4 protein-coding genes are annotated in these 19,870 nt (G+C 67.6%); 2 read left to right on the plus strand and 2 right to left on the minus strand.

What is annotated here, in order from left to right; translation table 11 throughout:
- The first annotated feature begins 6 nt into the window (after positions 1 to 6).
- Both PSm6_RS24350 and PSm6_RS24355 read left to right on the plus strand, forming a co-directional pair.
- Positions 7 to 3,207, plus strand: a complete 3,201-nt coding sequence (locus tag PSm6_RS24350) for a non-ribosomal peptide synthetase (protein WP_265168464.1) — start codon at positions 7 to 9, stop codon at positions 3,205 to 3,207.
- A gap of 1,000 nt (positions 3,208 to 4,207) precedes the next feature.
- A complete protein-coding gene (locus tag PSm6_RS24355; protein WP_265168465.1) occupies positions 4,208 to 6,733 on the plus strand; it encodes a TonB-dependent siderophore receptor in 2,526 nt (841 codons plus the stop codon).
- A gap of 319 nt (positions 6,734 to 7,052) precedes the next feature.
- Here the strand turns inward: PSm6_RS24355 and PSm6_RS24360 are convergent, their stop codons facing one another.
- Positions 7,053 to 8,003: an alpha/beta hydrolase gene (locus tag PSm6_RS24360; protein WP_265168466.1), complete on the minus strand. Its 951-nt coding sequence runs from the start codon at positions 8,001 to 8,003 to the stop codon at positions 7,053 to 7,055.
- 62 nt (positions 8,004 to 8,065) lie between these two features.
- Positions 8,066 to 19,834, minus strand: coding sequence for a non-ribosomal peptide synthetase (locus PSm6_RS24365; RefSeq protein WP_265168467.1), 11,769 nt, complete (start codon positions 19,832 to 19,834; stop codon positions 8,066 to 8,068).
- Between the last annotated feature and the right edge of the window lie 36 nt (positions 19,835 to 19,870).

Consider the following 19,870-nt stretch of genomic DNA (forward strand, 5'->3'; position numbering starts at 1 on the left):
GGAGGCATGAGCATGGACGCAATCAGCACCGGGTTCCCCTTGCTGCCGGAGCAGCAGCGCCTGCTGGAAAGGACCGAACTCGGGGGTACCTGGGCCGAGGTGGCGCACCTGCTGCAGGTGAACATCCCCAGCGAGCTGGACCTGGCTCGCCTGCAGGCCGCGCTGGACGGGCTGGTGCAGCGCTTCCCCGTGCTCGCCACGCGCATTGGCCAGGTGCCCGGCTACAACGGCCGGCGCCAGCTGGCGGGCGAGGGCGGTGGCTTCCCCTTGCAGGTGCTGGCCGAGCCCGGCTCGCCGGCAGCGCTGGCGGCAGGCTTCGACGGCTGGGCCAATGCGCCCCATCAAATCAGGGCCGGGGTCCATCTGGGTGGCCTGTTGCAGCACCTGGAAACCGGCGGCTGGCGCCTGAGCCTGGGCGTCGCGCGCTTTATCGTCGACGCCCGCAGCATGGGGCTCCTCTGCGAAGCCCTGTTCGATGCCTACCAGGGGCTGCCGGCAGGCGCCGCCGATGACGATGAACCGGCCTGCTTCGAGCAGTACCTGGAATGGCACGCCGAAGTGGCGGTGGACGAAGACGCCGCCGACGGCAAGCGCTACTGGGCGAGTCATCTGCAAGGCGAGGGCGCATCCCCCGACCTGCCGTACCGCCGTAATGGCGGCGCATTCCCCCAGCGCGCCGAGCGGGTCGAACTGCCCCTCGAGCCGGCATTGCTGGCCGCGCTGGAGAAGCGGGCACAGGCCGATGGGCAGTCACCCGCATCGCTCCTGCAGGCGGGCTGGTGGGCGCTGCTGTCGCGCCTGAGCGGTCGTACCGCCTGCCTGGTGGCCTGGCGGCACGATGCCCGTGAAACCTACGAATTCTTCGCCGGGGCGCCTGGCGTCCTGCAGCGGACCCTGCCCATCCGCCTGGACCTTGGCGGGGATGTGCGCCTGCGCAAGGTCTGCGCCGAGTTGGCGAGCTGCCTGGAGCAGCACGACACCTGGCAGGAGTACTGGGTTGGCGGCAGCGGCCAGGTCGTGCCCGAGACACCCTGCGGATTCGCCTGCGGCCCGCTGCTGCCGGAACGGGTCATCGAGGGCGCCACCTGGCGGGCCACGGCCGTGGCTGAGCAGGCACCGGACTTCGACCTCCATCTGCAGGTGCTGCGTGCCGGGGACGCACCCGTCGGGCTGGCCCTGAGCTACCGCACCGATCTCTACAGCCGCACTGCCATGCACGGATTGCTGGACCAATACCAGGGCCTGCTGCAGGCCATGCTGGCGGGCGACCCCGAGCTGGCGACCCTGCCGCCCCTGAGCGAGCCGGTGCGGCAACAGCTGCTGGCGATCAATCCGCCGCCACGGGCGCTGGGGGAGGCCGATGGCCTGCTGCCCCAGCGCATTGCCCACTGGGCCGAGGTCACGCCGGACGCCCTGGCGATCACCGAAGGCGGCCAGGCACTCACCTGGCGCGAGCTGGAGACCCAGGTCCAGCACCTGGCCCAGCGGCTGCGCCATAGCGGCGTCGAGCCGGGTGACCGGGTGGCGCTGGCCTTGCCCCGGTCGATTGCCTGGGTGGTGGCCCTGCTGGCGACCTGGCGTGTCGGCGCCGCCTACGTGCCCATGGACCCGCACTGGCCGGCGACCCGCCAGGCGCAGGTGCTGGAACAGGCCGGCGCGCGTCTGGTGCTGACCGCAACGGCGCTCGCCGAGGTGGCAGGCGTGCCGGCATTGCAGGTGCAGCCGGGTACTCCCGATGCAGCCTCGGCAGCGGTATTCGAGGCCCAACCGACGGCGGGCAACGAGGTCGCCTATGTGCTCTTCACCTCCGGCAGCACCGGGGCGCCCAAGGGCGTGGTGATCGAGCACCGAAACCTCTTCAACTACACCGTTGCCGCCAGCGAGGCGATGGCCCTCGATGGCTGCCGCCAGGTCGCCCTGGCGTCCACCGTCTCGGCCGACCTGGGCAATACCGCGCTGTTCGGTGCGCTCTACAACGGCGCGACCCTGCATGTGGCGGATGACCCGACCCTGCAGAACCCCGCTGCATTTGCCGGCTACCTCGCATCCCAGCGCATCGACTGCCTGAAGATCGTGCCCTCCCACCTGGCCGCGTTGCTGGACACGGAGAGCCCGGTCGTTCCGCAGACCCTGGTGCTGGGTGGCGAGGCACTGCCGCCGGCCCTGGCCGCACGGGTGCTGGGCATCCGCCCCGACTGCCGGCTGTTCAACCACTACGGGCCGACCGAAACCACCGTGGGCGTGCTCGTCCACCCCGTGACCGAGGCGGACCTGGGCGAGCTGGGCATCCCGCTGACCCGGGTGCTGGCGAACAACCGGGTGCATGTGCTGGATGAGCAGCGCCAGCCGGTGGCGGTGGGCGTGCTCGGCGAGCTGTACATCGGCGGGCAGCAGGTCAGCCGCGGCTACCTGAATGCCACTGTCGAGCAACGCCAGGCGTTCGTCGCCGATCCCTTCGACGAGGGGCAGGTGCTCTACCGCAGTGGCGACCTGGCGCGCTACCGCCCGGATGGCGGCATCCAGCTGTACGGCCGCAAGGACCAGCAGGTGAAGATCCGTGGCCATCGGGTGGAACCGGCCGAAACCGAGCAGGCGCTGTTGCTGTTGCCATCCATCACCGAGGCCGCGGTGGTGGTGCGCAACCCGGGCGAGGCTGCGGAGCTGGTGGCGTTCGTCGTGGTGCAGGGCGCAGTGGCGGAGGATTACGCCAGCGAGGTGCGCACCGCGCTGCGTACGCACCTGCCCGAATCGATGCTGCCGGCCCATGTGCAGGTGCTGGCGGCCATGCCGCGCCTGGCCAACGGCAAGATCGACCGGCAGGCCTTGCAGGCCCGTGAGCTGCAGCTGGCACCGCGGGACTTCGTGGCCCCGCAGGATGCCCTGGAAGAACTGCTGTCCACGCGCATGGCCCAGTTGCTGGGGCTCGAGCGGTTGAGCATGGACCAGGACTTCTTCGCCAGTGGTGGGCATTCCCTGTTGGTGATCAAGCTGGTGGCCGGCATCCGCAAGCTGCTGCAATGCGAGGCCAACCCGGGCATCGTCTTCGACAACCCGACGCCGGCGGCATTGGCGCAGGCCTTGCGCGCCCTCGAAACGGTGCCGGGGCAGTTGCTCAAGCTGGCCCAGGCGCGCTTGCGCCTCGACGCCCTCAGCCCCGAGGAGCGCGCGGCGCTGCTGGAAAAGGCCCGTCAGTTGCAGACCACCTGATAAGGCAACCGATACGGTGACGACGCCCGGCTTCCAGGCCGGGCGTTTTGCATCCTGTGTGCGGTGGCTGCTTTTGCAGGAGGCGTCGGGCGGCGCTCCGCAAGCGCAGCGAACCCCATCATCGGCCTTGCACCCGACCCACAGGCTCACACAACCCCTGTAGAAGCGGCTTCAGCCGCGAAAGACCCGCCGCAGGCACAGGGCTGCGAATGGACGGATACTCCATCGCGAATGAATTCCCCACCAGGCGGGGCACGGTGCGGGGCTCGACATCGCCTGGTGGATGAAAAGAGCGTCATCCACCCTACACCCCGGCCAGCTCAGCGGCTGGGCCAAACGTAAATTCCACCCGCCGGCACACTCGTAGGATGGTGTAGAGCGAAGCGAAACCCATCACCGGATTTGCACCCGATCCACAGGCTCACACCACCCCTGTGGGAGCGGCTTCAGCCGCGAAAGACCCGCTGTCGGCACAGGGCTGAGGATGGCCGGATACGCCATCGCGAATGAATTCCACCAGGCGGGGGCACGGTGCGGGGCTCGACATCGCCTGGTGGATAAAAGAGCGTCATCCACCCCGGCCAGCTCAGCGGCTGGGCTAAACGCAAACGCCACCCGCCGGCACATTCGTAGGATGGTGTAGAGCACAGCGAAACCCATCACCGGATTTGCACCCGACCCACAGGCTCACACAACCCCTGTGGGAGCGGCTTCAGCCGCGAAAGACCCGCCGCAGGCACAGGGCTGCGAATGGACGGATACTCCATCGCGAATGAATTCGCTCCTACAGGCGGGTGCAGATCGGGCTGCCGAAAGGCGGCCTTTGACTGATTCGATGTACCTGGGTTCACCGTTCGGTTAAATTTTTTTTATCGCTATTCGTCCTGTAAGTGCCCTCATCCATCACCGCATTCCCATGGACGCAGTCGGCAGGGCACATCCGATCAGCGGCGCTTCACCAGCGAAGTGGCGTCGCACTCTCACAACAGGACGGTAAAGCATGCAGAAGTACGATGTTGAACGACGTTCAGGGAGATTGCCCTATGCCTCGCGGCGGCCACTGAGCGCGCTGTTCTCGGCGATGGTGCTGGGGGCGGTCCTGGGTGGGCCGGTGAGTGCAGCGCCCAAGCAACTGAACATTCCGGCCCAGTCGCTGGACCGTGCCCTGGCCGCGCTCAGCGAGCAGGCGGGCGTGCAGATCCTCTACAGCTCCGACCTCGTCCGGGGCAAGCTGTCGACGGCGGTGAACGGCAACATGGAAGTCGAAACCGCGCTGGAAACCCTGCTCAAGGGCGCGGGCGTCAACTACCGCATCGAGAACAACACGGTGCTCCTCACCAGCACCGCCGATGAGAGCAGCGCCCTGGACCTGGGCGCCACCTTCATCTCCGGCCAGGGCATGGGCGAGGCCACCGAGAACTCCGGTTCCTACACCACCGGCCTCACCAGCGTGGGCTCCAAGACGCCCACCAGCCTCAAGGAGACCCCGCAGTCGGTGTCGGTGATCAGCAGCCAGCTGATCGAAGACCGGCGCATGACCACGCTGTCCGAGGCGATGAAGATGACGCCCGGCATCACCGTCAAGAACGGCACCTACCGCCTGCCCAAGCTGGCTTCCCGTGGCTTCGGCATCGACAACGTGCAGATCGATGGCGCAGCGCCCATGGACATCGGCTCCGGGGTCGGCACCTTCTACGGCAACAAGCTGTACAACCTGGCCGAGTACGATCACATCGAGGTCCTGCGTGGCTCCTCCGGCCTGCTGGGCGGCACCGGTGACCCGGGCGGCATCATCAACCTGGTGCGCAAGCGCCCGCTGGACCAGTACCAGCTGAAGTTCAACGCCTCCGCCGGCAGCTGGGACAACTACCGCACCGAAGCGGACATCACCGGCCCGCTGGGCTTCGACGGCAAGCTGCGCGGTCGCGCCGTGGTGTCCTACGAGGACCGCCAGTACTTCATGGACAACCGCAGCACCGAAGAGCCCTTCTTCTACGGCGTGCTGGAGGCGGATGTCACCCCGGACACCATGGTGACCTTCGGCGCCAGCTACGCGCGGACCCACGAGAACGGCACCGGCGACGGCCTGCCGCGCTACTCCCGTGGTGGCGACCTGCACCTGCCGCGCCACACCTGGTACACCACCGGCCAGGCGTACATGGACGGCTACGACGAGGAGGTCTTCTTCAAGATCGACCACTACCTGTCGGAGGATTGGAAGCTCAACACCAGTTACACCTACACCTACAACAAGTCCGACACCGAAGGCATCATCCCCTACGGTTCGGTGGACGAGACCACCAACATCGGCCCCTACTGGTGGGGCAGCTACGTCTCCTCCTGGAGCAAACAGTCGGTCTTCGATACGAACCTCAGTGGCAAGTTCGATGCTTTCGGCCGCCAGCACGAACTGCTGGTGGGCGCCGACTACCAGAAGGTGACCAGCCGCTGGCGCGCCGCCGACGGCATGCTCGGCAAGGGCGGCTACATCGACCTGTGGAACCCCGGTGCATCGCCGCTGCCGACCAACGCCACCGACCACGATTACTGGCGCGACTACAGCCCCAACACCCGCGAACAGTACGGTGTCTATTCCACCCTGCGCCTGCAGTTGACCGACCCGCTGAAGCTGGTGCTCGGTGCCCGCGCACAGCGCTACAAGTACGAGCAGGACTACCAGACCAAGACCGCAGGGGTCTGGAGCTACCAGTCGAAGATCCGCTACCGCGAGCCGACCAAGCTGGTGCCCTTTGGTGGCCTGATCTATGCGCTGGATGACGAGTGGTCGACCTACGTCAGCTACGCCGAGATCTTCAAGCCCCAGGCGCAGAAGCTCAAAGGGCCGGTTGGCTCCTCCAGCGCTGTGGAGCCCATGACCGGCAAGACCTATGAGATGGGCCTGAAGGGCGAGCTCTTCGGCGGCCGCCTGAACCTCTCCGGCGCGCTGTTCTACACCAAGCGCCAGAACGAGGCGATGACCGATCCCTCCTACCCGCAGGCCCCCTTCAGCTACAGCGGCAGCTGCTGCTTCATCGGCCAGGGCAAGGTCATCAGCAAGGGCATCGACCTGGAAGCCACCGGTGAGATCACCCCCGGCTGGGAAGTGATCGCGGGCTACACCCTCAACCTTACCGATAACCAGACCGAAGCCAGCGACTACACCAGCATCACCCCGCGCCACCTGGCCAAGCTGTGGACCGTCTACACCCTGCCGGGCCAGTTCGAGAAATGGCGTGTAGGCGGCGGCGTGGAAGTGCAGAGCGCCAACTACGTGTCCGGCATGGCCTATGACTTCGACTCCATCGGTAACGCGATCAACCAGACGCCCTACGATTTCACCCAGGGCGGCTACGCCGTGTACGGCGCGATGGTCGAATACAAGGTGGACGACAACTGGACGGTGGCCGTCAACGGCAACAACCTGTTCGACCGCCGCTACTACGAAACCGTGGGTACCTCCGAATACGGCAACTACTACGGTGCACCACGCAACTTCATGCTGACCCTGCGCGGCGAGTTCTTCTGAACCCGGCCCCTGGGCGACGAGACACCAGGCTCCAGCGATCCCGGACGATCACAAGACCAAAAGGCCCATGCGCAAGCATGGGCCTTTTGCATTGCCGCGCCGTTTGACGAGGCGGAGGCGTTCCCCGTCGGACGCGCGCGTCGTGGATGGCGGCTCTCGTGGGATGGCGTAGAGCGAAGCGAAACCCATGCGGTGGATGTATCAGGAGACTCAGGACCTTGCCTGAAACACCGAGCGTCGGTGCGCGCAGCACACCCTACACGAGCCCAGGCCTTGGCACCGTAGCCCGGGCTTCAGCCCGGGAATGGCACGGGGAGGGTCAACGTGCGAGCAGCCATTGCTCCGCATTGCGGTAGATCGAGGCCACCTCGTCGGTGATGCCGGACATGCGCAGGAAGTCGTGGGTGAAGCCACGCTCCAGGACCAGGGTGACCTCGGTGCCGCCCTGGCGCAGGTGTTCGGCGTAGGCCTGGCCTTCATCCACCAGCGGGTCGTACTCGGCCAGCGACAGGTAGGTCGGCGCCAGGGGGGCGGTGACCGGGCTGAGCAGGGGGGAGGCGCGCCAGTCCAGGCGTTGCTCGGCGGTGCAGTAGTGCTGGTAGAACCACTCCAGGGTCAGGGTTTCCAGCAGGTAGCCCTCGGCGTAGCGGCGGTGGGAGTCGCGCTGCCGGCTGATGTCGGTCACCGGGTAGAACAGCAACTGGGCGAAGGGCCGCAGCTTCTGCTGCTCCGGGGTGATCACCGCTTCGGCCGCCAGCACGGTGGCCAGGGTGGCGCCGACGCTGTCGCCGGCCACGGCGAATCGCTCGGCCAGGCCTAGGGCCTGGGCCTGCTCCACCAGCCAGTTGGCGCAGTCGCTGGCGTCATCGGCGGCGGTCGGGAAGGGCGCCTCGGGGGCGCGGCGGTAGGTCGGGGCCAGCACCGCAAAGCGCCCGCTGGCGGCCAGGCGGCGGCACACCGGGTCGTGCGAATCCAGGTCGCCCACCACGTAGCCACCGCCGTGGAAGTAGAGGATGGTCGGCAGCGCCTGCCCTTGCTGCCCGGAAGCGCGGTAGAGGCGTGCCTGCAGCATGGCGCCGTCCCGGGTGGGGATGCTCAGCGGCGTTACCGCGACCGAACCCGGCGGGTCGGGGTCGAGCACGTGCGAGGTGTTGGAGAACTCCTCGCGCGCCTGTTCGACGCTGAGTTCATGCATGGGGCGGCTCTTGCCGCTCAAGCGTCCCAATTCGGCCAACTCCAGGAAGGCTTCGAGATTCGGGTCCAGGGACATGGGTATTCCTTATTGTCTGCAGGCGTGAAGAGAAGAAGGGGCCCCGTTGCCGGGGCCCCGGCCTAACCGGCCACCGATTCGCTGTCCAGCACCCTGTCGGTGATGTCGTGCAGGAAGCCGGCGTGGCGCAGGATGTCGTAGTGCCCCGCACTCACTTGCCGGTGCTCGCGGGCCTCGGGGAAGTACCCCTGCAAGGTGCGTTGCTCATCGGCGCTGCGCTCCTGCACCGCCCACCAGCAACTGGGCTGGGCGTCCAGGCTCGGCACCTGCTTCCAGGCCAGCGACAGGGCCTTGAGCTTCATCGCCGCGAGGAAGGTATGGGCCAGCTCCTCGGCGGTGATGGCCGCGCCGTTGGCATCCGCACCCACGGCGGCCTGGGCGTCGGCAATCCACTGGCGCACGTCGCGGGCGTCACTGCCGGGTGGCAGTGGCTGGTCCGGCAATGCTTCCCGGGGCACGCCCAGCAGGGTGGCGAGGAAGGTGCTCAGTTCGCTCTCCCAGCCCTCGTTGCCGTCCTCGTGGGAGTCGACCGGGGTGAAGCAGTCCACCAGGCCGAGCAGTTCGACCTCCTGCCCCTGGCGCTCCAGTTCCTGGGCCACCAGCAAGGCCAGCGCACCGCCCAGCGACCAGCCCAGCAGCCGGTAGGGGCCGTGGGCCTGCTTCTGGCGGATGAAGCGGGTGTAGTCGATGGCCATGGCTTCCAGCGAGCGGTCTTCCCAGGTGCGGTCCAGCAGCATGCGGCACTGGATGCCGTAGACGCTGCAGCGGCCTTCGAGGCGCCGGGCGAGGGGCTCGTAGTCGAACACGGTGCCGAAGCCCGCGTGCAGGCAGAACAGCGCCACGTCGCCCTGGGTGGGTGCATTGAGGGGCAGCAGCGGGTCCAGCTCGCGTACCTCGTCGTCGTAGCCGGACAGCTCGGCGATGGTGGGCTTGCCGATCATGTCGCGCAGCTTCAGGTTGAGGCCGAGCTCGGGACGGGCGCGCAGCTTCGACAGCACCTTGAGGATGCGCAGCGAGTCGCCGCCGAGTTCGAAGAAGTTGTCCGTCACCCCCACCTGCTCGATTTCCAGCACCTCCTGCCAGATGGCCGCCAGGTGCCGTTCCACCTCGTTGCGCGGGGCGACGAAGGTGCGCACCTTGAGTTCTGGAGCCGGCAGCGCATTGCGGTCGACCTTGCCGTTGGCGTTGAGCGGCAGTGCCGGCAGGCTGACGATGTGCACCGGCACCATGTATTCCGGCAGGTCACCCTGCAGTGCCGCGCGCAGGGTGTCGCCCTGCACGCCGCTGACGCTGGCCACGTAGCCGATCAACTGCTGGCTGCCGTTGACCTCGCGGGCGACCACCACGGCATCCTGGATGCCGGGCAGGGCCCGCAGGCGTGCCTCGATCTCGCCGGGCTCGATGCGGAAGCCACGGATCTTGATCTGGTTGTCCAGGCGGCCGAGGTAGTCGATGACGCCATCGGCGCGCTGGCGCACCCAGTCACCGCTGCGGTACAGGCGGCCACCGGCGGAGAAGGGGTCGGCGACGAAGCGCTCGGCGGTGAGCCCCGGGCGCTGGTGGTAGCCCCGGGCGAGGCCTTCGCCCCCGATGTACAGCTCGCCGGCGATGCCTCGCGGCACCGGGTTGAGGTGGCTGTCCAGCACATAGAGGCTGCGCTGGCCGACCCGCGAGCCGATGGGTGCGTAGCGGGCGCCGCAGGTTCCGCTGGCAGCGGTCTTCCACAGCATCGGGGTGACCACCGTTTCGGTGGGGCCGTAGCCATTGGTCAGGGTGACCGGTTTCAGGGCGCGCTTGACCCGCTCGAAGTTGGCCTCGGCCACGGCGTCGCCACCGAAGCAGTAGACCCGCACCGGTGGTGGCGATTGCTCCTGGGTCTGGGCGTATTCGGCCAGCTGTTGCAGGTAGGCGGGCGGGAAGCAGGCGATGTCGATGCGCTGTTCGTGCAGGGCCTGCCAGGTTTCCTCGGCGGTCCACAGGCGGTTGTCGCGGATCACCAGGCAACCCCCGTGGGACAGGGTGGTCAGCCAGCGTTCCTGGGCGCCATCGAAGGCAAAGGACATGAACAGCAGCTCGCGGGTCTGCGGGGTCATCTCGTACAGCTCGCCGATGGCCTGGCAGTGCATGCGGATGGCCTCGTGGGCCACCGCCACGCCCTTGGGCTTGCCGGTGGAGCCGGAGGTGTAGATCAGGTAGGCCAGGTGGCCACCCTCGGCATGCACCGGCAGCTCGGCGACGGCACGCGCGGGCAGCGGCTCGTCCAGCAGCAGCAGCGGCGTTTCCCAGAAGTCGTCGAAGCGGGTGCACAGCGGGCGCGTGCTGATCAGCAGGCACATGGCGGCATCCTCCACCACCCAGCGCAGGCGCTCGGCGGGGTGCTCGATGTCCATCGGGACGTAGGCTGCCCCGGTCTTCATCACCGCGTAGAAGGCCACCAGGGTGTCCACCGAGCGTTCCAGGGCGACACCGACGATGCTCTCCGGGCCGACGCCGCGGTGGCTCAGCTCGGCGGCCAGTTGGCTGGCGCGCTGCTCCAGTTCGGCAAAGCTCAGGCGCTGTTCGGCGCACACCGCCGCGAGCGCCTCGGGCTGCACCAGGGCGTGCCGGCGGATCTGCTCCGCCAGCAGCGGCTGAGCCGTGGAGGGCAGGAAGTGGTTCTGTTCGTCGAGCAACGCCTGCTCCGCCGGGGGCAGCATCGGCAGGCTGCCGATGGGGGCGTCCGGCTGTTCCAGCAGCGCCCGCAGCAGGGTTTCGAAGCTGCTGCGGATGAGCTGGACGGCGCCTTCGGTGAAGGCGTTGCGCAGGTAGAGGAACTCGATGCTGAAGGTGTCTTCGAGGTGGACCGCCAGGTCCATGGCGAAGTTGGTCACGTCGCGGCCGGCGACCTTGCCGAAGCGCAGGTGCTCCTGCTCCGCCTCCTGCAGGCGTTCGTCCACCGGGTAGTTCTCGAACACGATGATGCTGTCGAACAGCGCCTGGCCACCCTGGCCGGACCAGCGTTGCAGCTCGGCCAGCGGGGTGTGTTCGCGCTCGCGCACTTCCACGTTGTAGCCCTGCAGCTGCTCCAGCCACTGGCGCACCGAGTGCTCGGGGCAGGGCGTCTGGATGATCGGCAGGGTGTTGATGAACAGCCCGAGCATCTCGTCGGCGCCGGGGAGGCTGGTGGGGCGCCCGGCCACAGTGGCACCGAAGCACACCGTGGATTGCCCCGTGCAGCGTTGCAGCAGCAACAGCCAGGCGGCCTGGATCAGGGTGTTGGGGGTGACCCGCAGGCGTTGGGCCTGCTCGCGCAGGTGCTGCGTGGCGTCGCGGTCCCAGTGCAGGTACAGCGCCTGGTGGCCAACGCCGTTGGCGTCGGGGCGCGGCGCCAGGTGGTCGGCGAGCAGGGTCGGCCCTTCGAGGGCCTGCAGCTTCTGCCGCCAGAAGGTTTCCAGGGGCTCGCCGGGCTGGGCCTGGAGCCAGGCGATGTAGTCGCGGTAGCGACCACGGCGCGGCGCCGGTTCCAGGCCGTTGTAGGTTTCCAGCACCTCGCCCAGCAGGCGCGAGTTGCTCCAGCCGTCCATGAGGATGTGGTGGCTGGTCCAGATCAGGTGCGCGCGGCCCTCGCCCAGTGTGACCAGGGTCAGGCGCATCAGCGGCGCGTGCAGCAGGTCGAAGCCCCGGGCGGCCTCTTCCTCGGCCAGGGCCTGCAGCGTTTCGGGCGCTACCTGGCGCGGGCTCCAGTCCAGCAGCGACACCGGCAGGCGGGCGCTGCGATAGACCACCTGCAGCGGCTGGGCCAGGTGGCTCTCGCTCCAGAAGCCGGTACGGAGGATTTCGTGGCGGGCGATCACCGCGTCCCAGGCGGCGACGAAGCGCTCGGCATCCAGCCCTTCGACATCCACCGCCATCTGGTTGATGTAGTAGGCCGCTTCCGAGGCTTCCAGGGTATGGAACAGCATGCCCTGCTGCATGGGCGACAGCGGGTAGATGTCTTCGATGGCCGCCAGGTCCAGCGGCAGCCTGTCCAGCTGTGCCTGGGTCAGCCCGGCCAGGGGGAAGTCCGATGGCGTGGCGCCCCGGGTGCCTGCCGTGCAGCAATGGTCGATCAGCGCGTGCAGCTCGCGGGTGTAGTCGTCGGCCAGACGCGCAATGGTGGCGTCGTCGTACAGGTCCTGGCTGAAGGTCCAGCCGATGTTCAGCTCGCCGCCGTAGATCTGCCCGTTGAGGGTCAGCCAGTTGCCCAGGGGCGCGTCCTCGCTCTGCTCCTGGCCGCTGCCTTCCGGCGCCGGCACGAAAAGGGCGCCTTCGGCATCGTCGAAGCTGTTATCGAACTGGCCGAGGTAGTTGAAGGTGATGCGCGGCGTGGGCAGCGCGGCCAGGCGCTGGCGGGTTTCGGCGTCGCCGAGGTGGCGCAGGGCGCCGAACGACAGGCCCTTGTCGGGCAGGGCACGCAGCGCTTCCTTGACGCTCTTGATCGACTCGGCGAGGTCGCCGCCGACGCTGAGTTTCACCGGGAACAGGCTGGTGAACCAGCCCACGGTACGGGTGAGGTCGATGTCGTCGAACAGGTCCTCGCGGCCGTGGCCTTCCAATTGCACGAGCACGTCCTGGTGGCCGCTCCAGCGGGCGACGACGCGGGCGAGGGCGGTCAGCAGCAGGTCGTTGATCTGGGTCCGGTAGGCCGCCGGGACGGTCTGCAGCAGGCGCCGGGTCGCGGCCTGGTCGAGGTGGCTGCTGAGGGTCGTGGCCTGGCTGTTGCGCAGGCTGCCCTGTGGGTTGTCGCAAGGCAGGTCGATCGGGGCCTTGGCCAGTTGCTCCAGCCAATAGGGCAGGGCAGCGCTGCGCGCGGTGCTGGCGGCGTAACCGTGCAGGCGCTCGGCCCAGGCCTTGGTGGAGCTTGTCTTGGCGGGCAGCCGTGGGGCTTGCCCGGCCTCGAACTGGCGATAGAGGGTTTGCAGGTCCTCGAAGAGGATGCGCCAGGAAACACCGTCCACTGCCAGGTGGTGGATGGCCAGCAGCAGCCGCTGGCTGCCATCTGGCATATCCACCAGCAGGGCGCGGACCAGCTCCGCCGATTCCAGGGCCAGGCTGCGCTGGGCCTGGTCGACCAGGGCCGTGAGCTCATCGGCGCTGGCCAGCTGGCGGTGCCAGAGCACCGGGCGCAGGGCGTTAGGCGCGAGCACCTGGGCCTGCCAGGCGCCGTCGTGCTGGTTGAAGCACTGGCGCAAGCCGTCGTGGTGAACCTGCACGGCCGTCAGTGCCTGTTCCAGCAGCGCCGGCTGCAGCGGGGTCGTCGGGCACAGCAGGACGGCCTGGTTCCAGTGGTGGCGCTGCGGGATCTCGGTCTCGAAGAAGGTTTGCTGGATGGGCAACAGGGCGAGCGCACCGAGCACCGGCCCCTGGTCGATGACCTGGGCTTCACCGAGGCGCGCGACGGCGGCCAGCTCCTGCACGCTCTGGTGCAGGAACAGGTCTTTCGGGGTGAACAGGATGCCCGCCTGGCGGGCCCGGCTCACCACCTGGATGGAGATGATGGAATCCCCGCCCAGCTCGAAGAAGTTATCGGTCACGCCGATTCGCGCGACCTTGAGGATGTCCTGCCAGATCTCGGCGATGCCCCGTTCGAGGTCGTTGCGCGGCGCCACGTAGGCGGTTTGCACCACGCTGGCATCCAGCGCCGGCAGGGCCTTGCGGTCGAGCTTGCCGTTGGTGGTCAGGGGCAGGTGGTCGAGGAACAGCAGGTGCGCCGGCACCATGTAGTCCGGCAGGTGTTCGCGCAGGTGCGCCTTCAGCGCGTCACGCAGAGCGACTTCGTCGAGGCTACTGCCGTGCACCAGGTAGGCCACCAGCTGCGGGCCGCCGTTGCCGTCCTGGGCCAGCACCGCCGCCTCGCGAATCGAGGGGTGCGCCAGCAACTGCGCTTCGATCTCGCCCAGCTCGATACGGAAGCCACGGATCTTCACCTGCTGGTCCAGCCGGCCGATGTACTCGATCACACCGTCGCTGCGGTAGCGCGCCAGGTCGCCGGTGCGGTACAGCCGCTCGCCTCGACTGGAGAACGGGTCCGGCACAAAGCGCGTGGCGCTCAGGCCGGGGCGCTTCAGGTAGCCACGAGCCAGGCCTGGGCCGCCGACATACAGCTCACCGGTGCAGCCCTGGGCCACCGGGTTAAGCGCGCCGTCGAGCAGGTACCAGGTCAGGTCGGGGATGGCTTCACCAATGGGGCTGCTGGCGCCCTGTTGCAGGTCGTCAAGGGACAGCGGTCGCCAGGTCACATGCACCGTGGTTTCGGTGATGCCGTACATATTCACCAGGCGCGGTGCGCTGTCGCCAAAGCGTTCGAACCAGGGCGCCAGGCCTTTTACTTCCAGTGCTTCACCACCGAACACCACATAGCGCAGAGCCGAGGCCTGATCGTTTGCCGTGCAAGCCACGCCCATCAGCGCCTTGAACGCAGACGGCGTCTGGTTCAGCACGGTGACGCCTTCGCGGCAGAGCAGCGTGTGGAACTCGTCCGGCGAGCGGGTCACCCACTGCGGCACGATCACCAGACGGCCGCCATAGAGCAGCGCGCCAAAGATTTCCCACACCGAGAAATCGAAGGCGAAGGAGTGGAACAGGCTCCAGACATCCTGCGGCCCGAAGCCGAACCAGGCATCGGTGGCGGTGAACAGGCGCATGGCGTTGTCGTGACTGAGCAAGGCGCCCTTGGGCTGGCCGGTGGAGCCCGAGGTGTAGATGACATAGGCCAGGTTGGCCGGGCTGAGGGCGACATTGGGGTTGTCGTCGCGACCCTGGCCATCGTCGGGCTCCAGGGACAGAACCCGGACCTGCTCAGGAATGACCAGACGCTCACGAGCACTGTCTTCGGCCAGCAGCAGGCTAAGACCGCTGTCTTCGATCAGGAAGGCCAGGCGATCTTCCGGGTAGGCCGGGTCCAGGGGCACATAGGCACCGCCGGCCTTGAGGATGGCCAGCAGGCCAACGATCACGTCCAGGCCACGGCCGGCGGCCAGGCCGACCAGGCTGTCAGGCTGCACGCCTTCGGCGATCAGGCGGTGGGCCAGGCGGTTGGCGCGGCGGTTGAGTTCGCCATAGGCCAGGGTCTGGCCTTCGAAGCTCAGGGCGATGGCGTCAGGCACCTCAGCGGCACGCTGTTCGAACAGCTGGTGCAGGCAGGTATCCACCGGGAAGTGCGCAGGCGCGGGGTTCCAGGCTTGCAGGTTGGCTTGCTGCTCACTGTTCGACAGCATCGGCAGCTCGGCCAGGCGCTGGTTCGGGTGGGCGACCATGGCGGTGAGCAGGTTGCGCCAGTGGACGGCCAGGCGCTCTACGGTGGCGGCTTCGAACAGGTCGGTGGCGTAGGTGAGGATCGCCTGCAGGGTGCCGTCGGCGCCCTGATGCTCGAAGGTGTCCAGGGTCAGGTCGAACTGGGCGGTGTGGTTGCTCCAGCCCATGGCCTCCACCTGCAGGTCGGCGATCACGGGCAGTGCGCGCTCGCTGCCGCTGGCGGTCTGGTGGTTGTACATCGCCTGGAACAGCGGGCTGTGGGCCAGGCTGCGTTCCGGCGAGAGGGCGGTCACCAGTTGTTCGAAGGGCAGGTCCTGGTGCGCCTGGGCGGCGAGCAAGGCCTGCCTGGCCTGCTTGAGCAGGGCCGGCAGCGCCATCTGGCCATCCAGCTCGGCACGCAGCACCAGGGTGTTGACGAAGAAGCCGATCAGGCCTTCGGTTTCCAGGCGGTTGCGGTTGGCGATGGGCACGCCGATGCGGATATCCGTCTGCCGGCTGTAGCGATGCAGCAGGGCCTGGAAGGAGGCCAGCAACAGGGTGAACAGGGTGACGTCGTGCTGGCGGGCCAGTTGCTTGAGCTGGGTGGTCAGCGTGCTGCCGATTTCGAATGGCAGGCGTGCACCCAAGTGCCGGCTGACGGCTGGGCGCGGGTGGTCCAGCGGCAGTTCGAGCACGGGTTGCTCGCCACCGAGCTGGCCCGTCCAGTAGGCCAGTTGCCTGTCGCGTTCGCCGGCGTCCATCCACTGGCGTTGCCACGCGGCATAGTCGGCGTACTGGATCGGCAGCACCGGCAAGGCGGTGGCCTGCCCTTGCGAATGGCCGTGGTAGAGCCGAACCAGTTCCTCGACCATCAGCTGCATGGACCAGCCATCGGCAACGATGTGGTGCAGGGTCACTGCCAGCAGATGGTCAAGGCCGTCCAGGCGCAGCAGGCGGGCACGCAGCAGGGGACCCTGGCGCAGGTCGAAGGGGCGGCTGATTTCCGCCTGCAGCCAGCTGTCGGCCGTGGCGTCGGTCGGCAGCTGATCCACCTCGATCGAAAGCGGGTAGGGCGCCGAGATGATCTGGACGGTTTTGTCCTGGTGCTGCTCGAAGTGCGTGCGCAGCGACTCATGCCGGGCGATCAGGTCGCTGAAAGCTTGTTCCAGGGCCGCAATATCCAGCTCGCCCTTCAGGCGCAGCGCCGAGGGGATGTGGTACGCGGCGCTTTCCGGCTCCAGTTGCCAGAGGAACCACTGGCGCTCCTGGGCATAGGACAGCGGTAGCGGCTGTTCCCGGGAAATCGGCAGCAGTGGCGGCTCGGCCTGGACCAGCGGTTGCCCGATGGCGCGGGCGAACTCGCTGAGTTGCGGGTGCTCGAACAGGGTGCGCAGCGACACCTCGCGCTGCAGCTGCTGCCGAGCGCGCGACACCACCTGGGTGGCCAGCAAGGAGTGCCCGCCCAGCTCGAAGAAACCGTCATGACGGCCGACCCGCTCGACACCGAGCAGGGCCTGCCAGATATCCGCCAGTTGGCGTTCGAGGCCTTCCTGGGGCTCCACGTATTCCTTGCGCGACTGCCCGGCTTCCGGCTGTGGCAGCGCCTTGCGCTCCAGCTTGCCATTGGGGCTCAGGGGCATCGCATCCAGCAGCACCCACTGCGCAGGCACCATGTAGTCCGGCAGCCCTTGGCGCAGCTGGCTGGCCAGTTGTTCGGTGTCCAGATCGGCCTGTGCCGGGACCACATAACCCACCAGGCGCTGGCCACTGCCGCTACCCACAGCCAGCACCACAGCTTCGCGGACTTCGGCCAGCTCCATCAGCCGAGCTTCGATTTCACCTAGCTCGATGCGCAAGCCACGGATTTTCACCTGGTGGTCGATGCGGCCGGCGTATTCGATCACGCCGTCCGGGCGATACCGTGCCAGGTCGCCGGTGCGGTACATGCGTTCGCCGGCCACGAAGGGGTTGGCAACGAAGCGCTCGGCGGTCAGCGCTGGGCGACGGTGGTAACCCCGGGCCAGGCCTTCACCGGCCAGGTACAGCTCGCCCAGTACGCCCACTGGAACCGGCTCCAGGTTGGCATCGAGGATGTAGCAACCCAGGTTGGCAATCGGCTGCCCAATCGGCACGCCATCCTTACCCTCGTCGATGCAGGTCCAGTGGGTCACGTCGATGGCCGCTTCGGTGGGGCCGTAGAGGTTGTACAAACCGGCTTGCGGCAGACGAGCAAATACCTGCTGCTGGGCATCCACTGGCAAGGCTTCACCGCTGCAAACAATGCGTTTGAGGCTGCTGCAACGCTCTACCTGCGGGTCGAGCAGGAAGGCTTGGAGCATCGAGGGCACGAAGTGCAGCGTGCTGACACGCTCTTGCTCGATCAGCGCCACCAGCTTGGCCGGGTCACGGTGATCGCCAGGAGCCGCGACCACGAGGCGCGCGCCGGTCATCAGCGGCCAGAAGAACTCCCAGACCGATACGTCGAAGCTGAAGGGGGTCTTTTGCAGAACGGTGTCATCACCGTTAAGGCCATAGGCCTGCTGCATCCAGCACAGACGGTTGGTCAGGGCGGAATGACGGTTGCCTGCGCCTTTAGGCTTGCCGGTGGAGCCGGAGGTGTAGATCACATAGACGAGGTTTTCAGCATCGAGTACGACACCGGGGTTGGTCTCCGGGAAGTCACCCAATAGCGCCTGATCCAGATCGATACGCTGCACATCTGCGGCCAGCGGCAAGTCGAGATGTGATTGGCTCAGCAGCAGTTTCACGGCGCTGTCGTCGAGCATGTAGGCCAGACGCTCGGCGGGGTATTCCGGGTCCAGGGGCACATAGGCGCCACCGGCTTTGAGAATGGCCAGCAAGCCCACGACCATCTCGATGGAACGCTCGACGGCGATGCCCACCAGGCTGTCCGGACCGACGCCCTGGGCGATCAGCGTGTGGGCCAGGCGGTTGGCGCGGCGGTTGAGTTCGGCGTAGCTGAGTTGCTCAGCGCCAAAGGCCAGGGCCGGCGCATCGGGATTGCGCAACACCTGGGCTTCGATCAGGTGATGGACCGGGGTAGTCAGCGGGTAGTCGGTGGCGGTTGCGTTCCAGCCTTGCAGCTGGGCTTCGCGCTCCTCGACGGACAGCATCGGCAGCTCAGCGATGGGGGCGTCGGGCTGGGCGAGCATCGCGTCCAGCAGGCCCAGCCAGTGGCCGGCCATGCGTTCGATGGTCGCCGTCTCGAACAGGTCGGTGGCGTACACCAGGCTGGCAGAGAGGCCATCCGCCGATTCGAAGGTGGTGAGGGTGAGGTCGAACTGGGCGGTGCGCACCTCCCGTGATACCGGCTCCACTTGCAGCTCGCCAGAGCCTTGGGCTGCGGTGCCGCGCTCCGCTTCCAGGTGGTTGTACATCACCTGGAACAGCGGTGTGTGGCTGAGGCTGCGCTCGGGTTGCAGCGCTTCCACCAGTTGCTCGAAGGGCAGGTCCTGGTGGGTCTGTGCGCCCAGGGCCATCTGCCGTACCTGTTGCAGGAGCACCCGGAAGTTCGGGTTCTCCTCGAAGCGCGCATTGAGCACCTGGGTGTTGACGAAGAAGCCGATCAACCGCTGGGCTTCCGCCCGCTGGCGGTTGGCCACGGGCACGCCGACGCGGATTTCCTGCTGGCCGCTGTAGCGGTGCAGCAGGGCCTGGAAGGAGGCCAGGAGAAGCATGAAGGGCGTGGCGTTTTCCTGCTGGGCGAGCGCTTGCAGGCGTCGCGCCAGCGTGGCGTGCAGCGGCACTTCGAGGCTGGCACCCCGGGTGCTTTGCACGGCCGGGCGCGGGTGGTCGGTGGGCAGTTCCAGCACGGGCTGGCGTTCGCCGAGCTGGGCTTTCCACCAGCTCAGTTGGCGGTCACGCTCGCCAGCTTCCATCCAGTGGCGCTGCCACACCGCGTAGTCGCCGTACTGGATGGGCAGTGGCGCCAGGTCGTCCGCCACGCCGGCGTGCCGGGCGCTGTAGAGCTGCACCAGTTCCTGGGCCATCACCTGCATGGACCAGGCGTCGGAGATGATGTGGTGCTGCACCAGCAGCAGGATGTGGTCCTGCTCGCCGAGCTGGATCAGGCGCACCCGCAGCAGCTCATCGGCGAGCAGGTCGAACGGCTCGCCGATCAGCGCTTCGAGGTGACGATGCAGGGCGGCCTCGTCGGTGCCCGTTGGCAGTGTCTCTTCGACGATGGCCAGGGGCGCTGCCGCGTGGATGCGCTGGAAGCGCCGCGCGTCGTGCTCGTAGAAGCGGGTGCGCAGGCTCTCGTGGCGCTCCACCAGGCGGTCGAAGCCGTGCTGCAGGGCGGCGCGGTCCAGTGGGCCGCGCAGGCGCAGGGCCAGGGGCATGTTGTAGGCCGTGCTGGTGGGGTCCAGTTCCCAGAGGAACCACTGGCGCTCCTGGGCGAAGGACAGTGGCAGGTGCTCGAACTGCTCACGGGTGACCGGGATGGGCAGGCGCGACAGGCTGATGCCCTTGTCGCTCATCTGCCGGTACAGCGTCTTGCGCGGCTCGGTGGGGAGCTTGATGAAGCGTTCGACCAGGGCGGACAGGGAGTTGCTTTGCATCAGTGCGTCTCCAGCACATCGAGCAGATCGAACAGA

The organism is Pseudomonas solani (assembly GCF_026072635.1).
In the GTDB taxonomy this organism is placed as follows: Bacteria; Pseudomonadota; Gammaproteobacteria; order Pseudomonadales; family Pseudomonadaceae; genus Metapseudomonas; species Metapseudomonas solani.

What these genes read in the sequence shown, in the direction of transcription:
- PSm6_RS24350 (WP_265168464.1), top strand. Translation starts at nt 7, where the DNA reads ATGAGCATGGACGCAATCAGCACCGGGTTCCCCTTGCTGCCGGAGCAG.
- PSm6_RS24355 (WP_265168465.1), top strand. Translation starts at nt 4,208, where the DNA reads ATGCAGAAGTACGATGTTGAACGACGTTCAGGGAGATTGCCCTATGCC.
- PSm6_RS24360 (WP_265168466.1), bottom strand. Translation starts at nt 8,003, where the DNA reads ATGTCCCTGGACCCGAATCTCGAAGCCTTCCTGGAGTTGGCCGAATTG.
- PSm6_RS24365 (WP_265168467.1), bottom strand. Translation starts at nt 19,834, where the DNA reads ATGCAAAGCAACTCCCTGTCCGCCCTGGTCGAACGCTTCATCAAGCTC.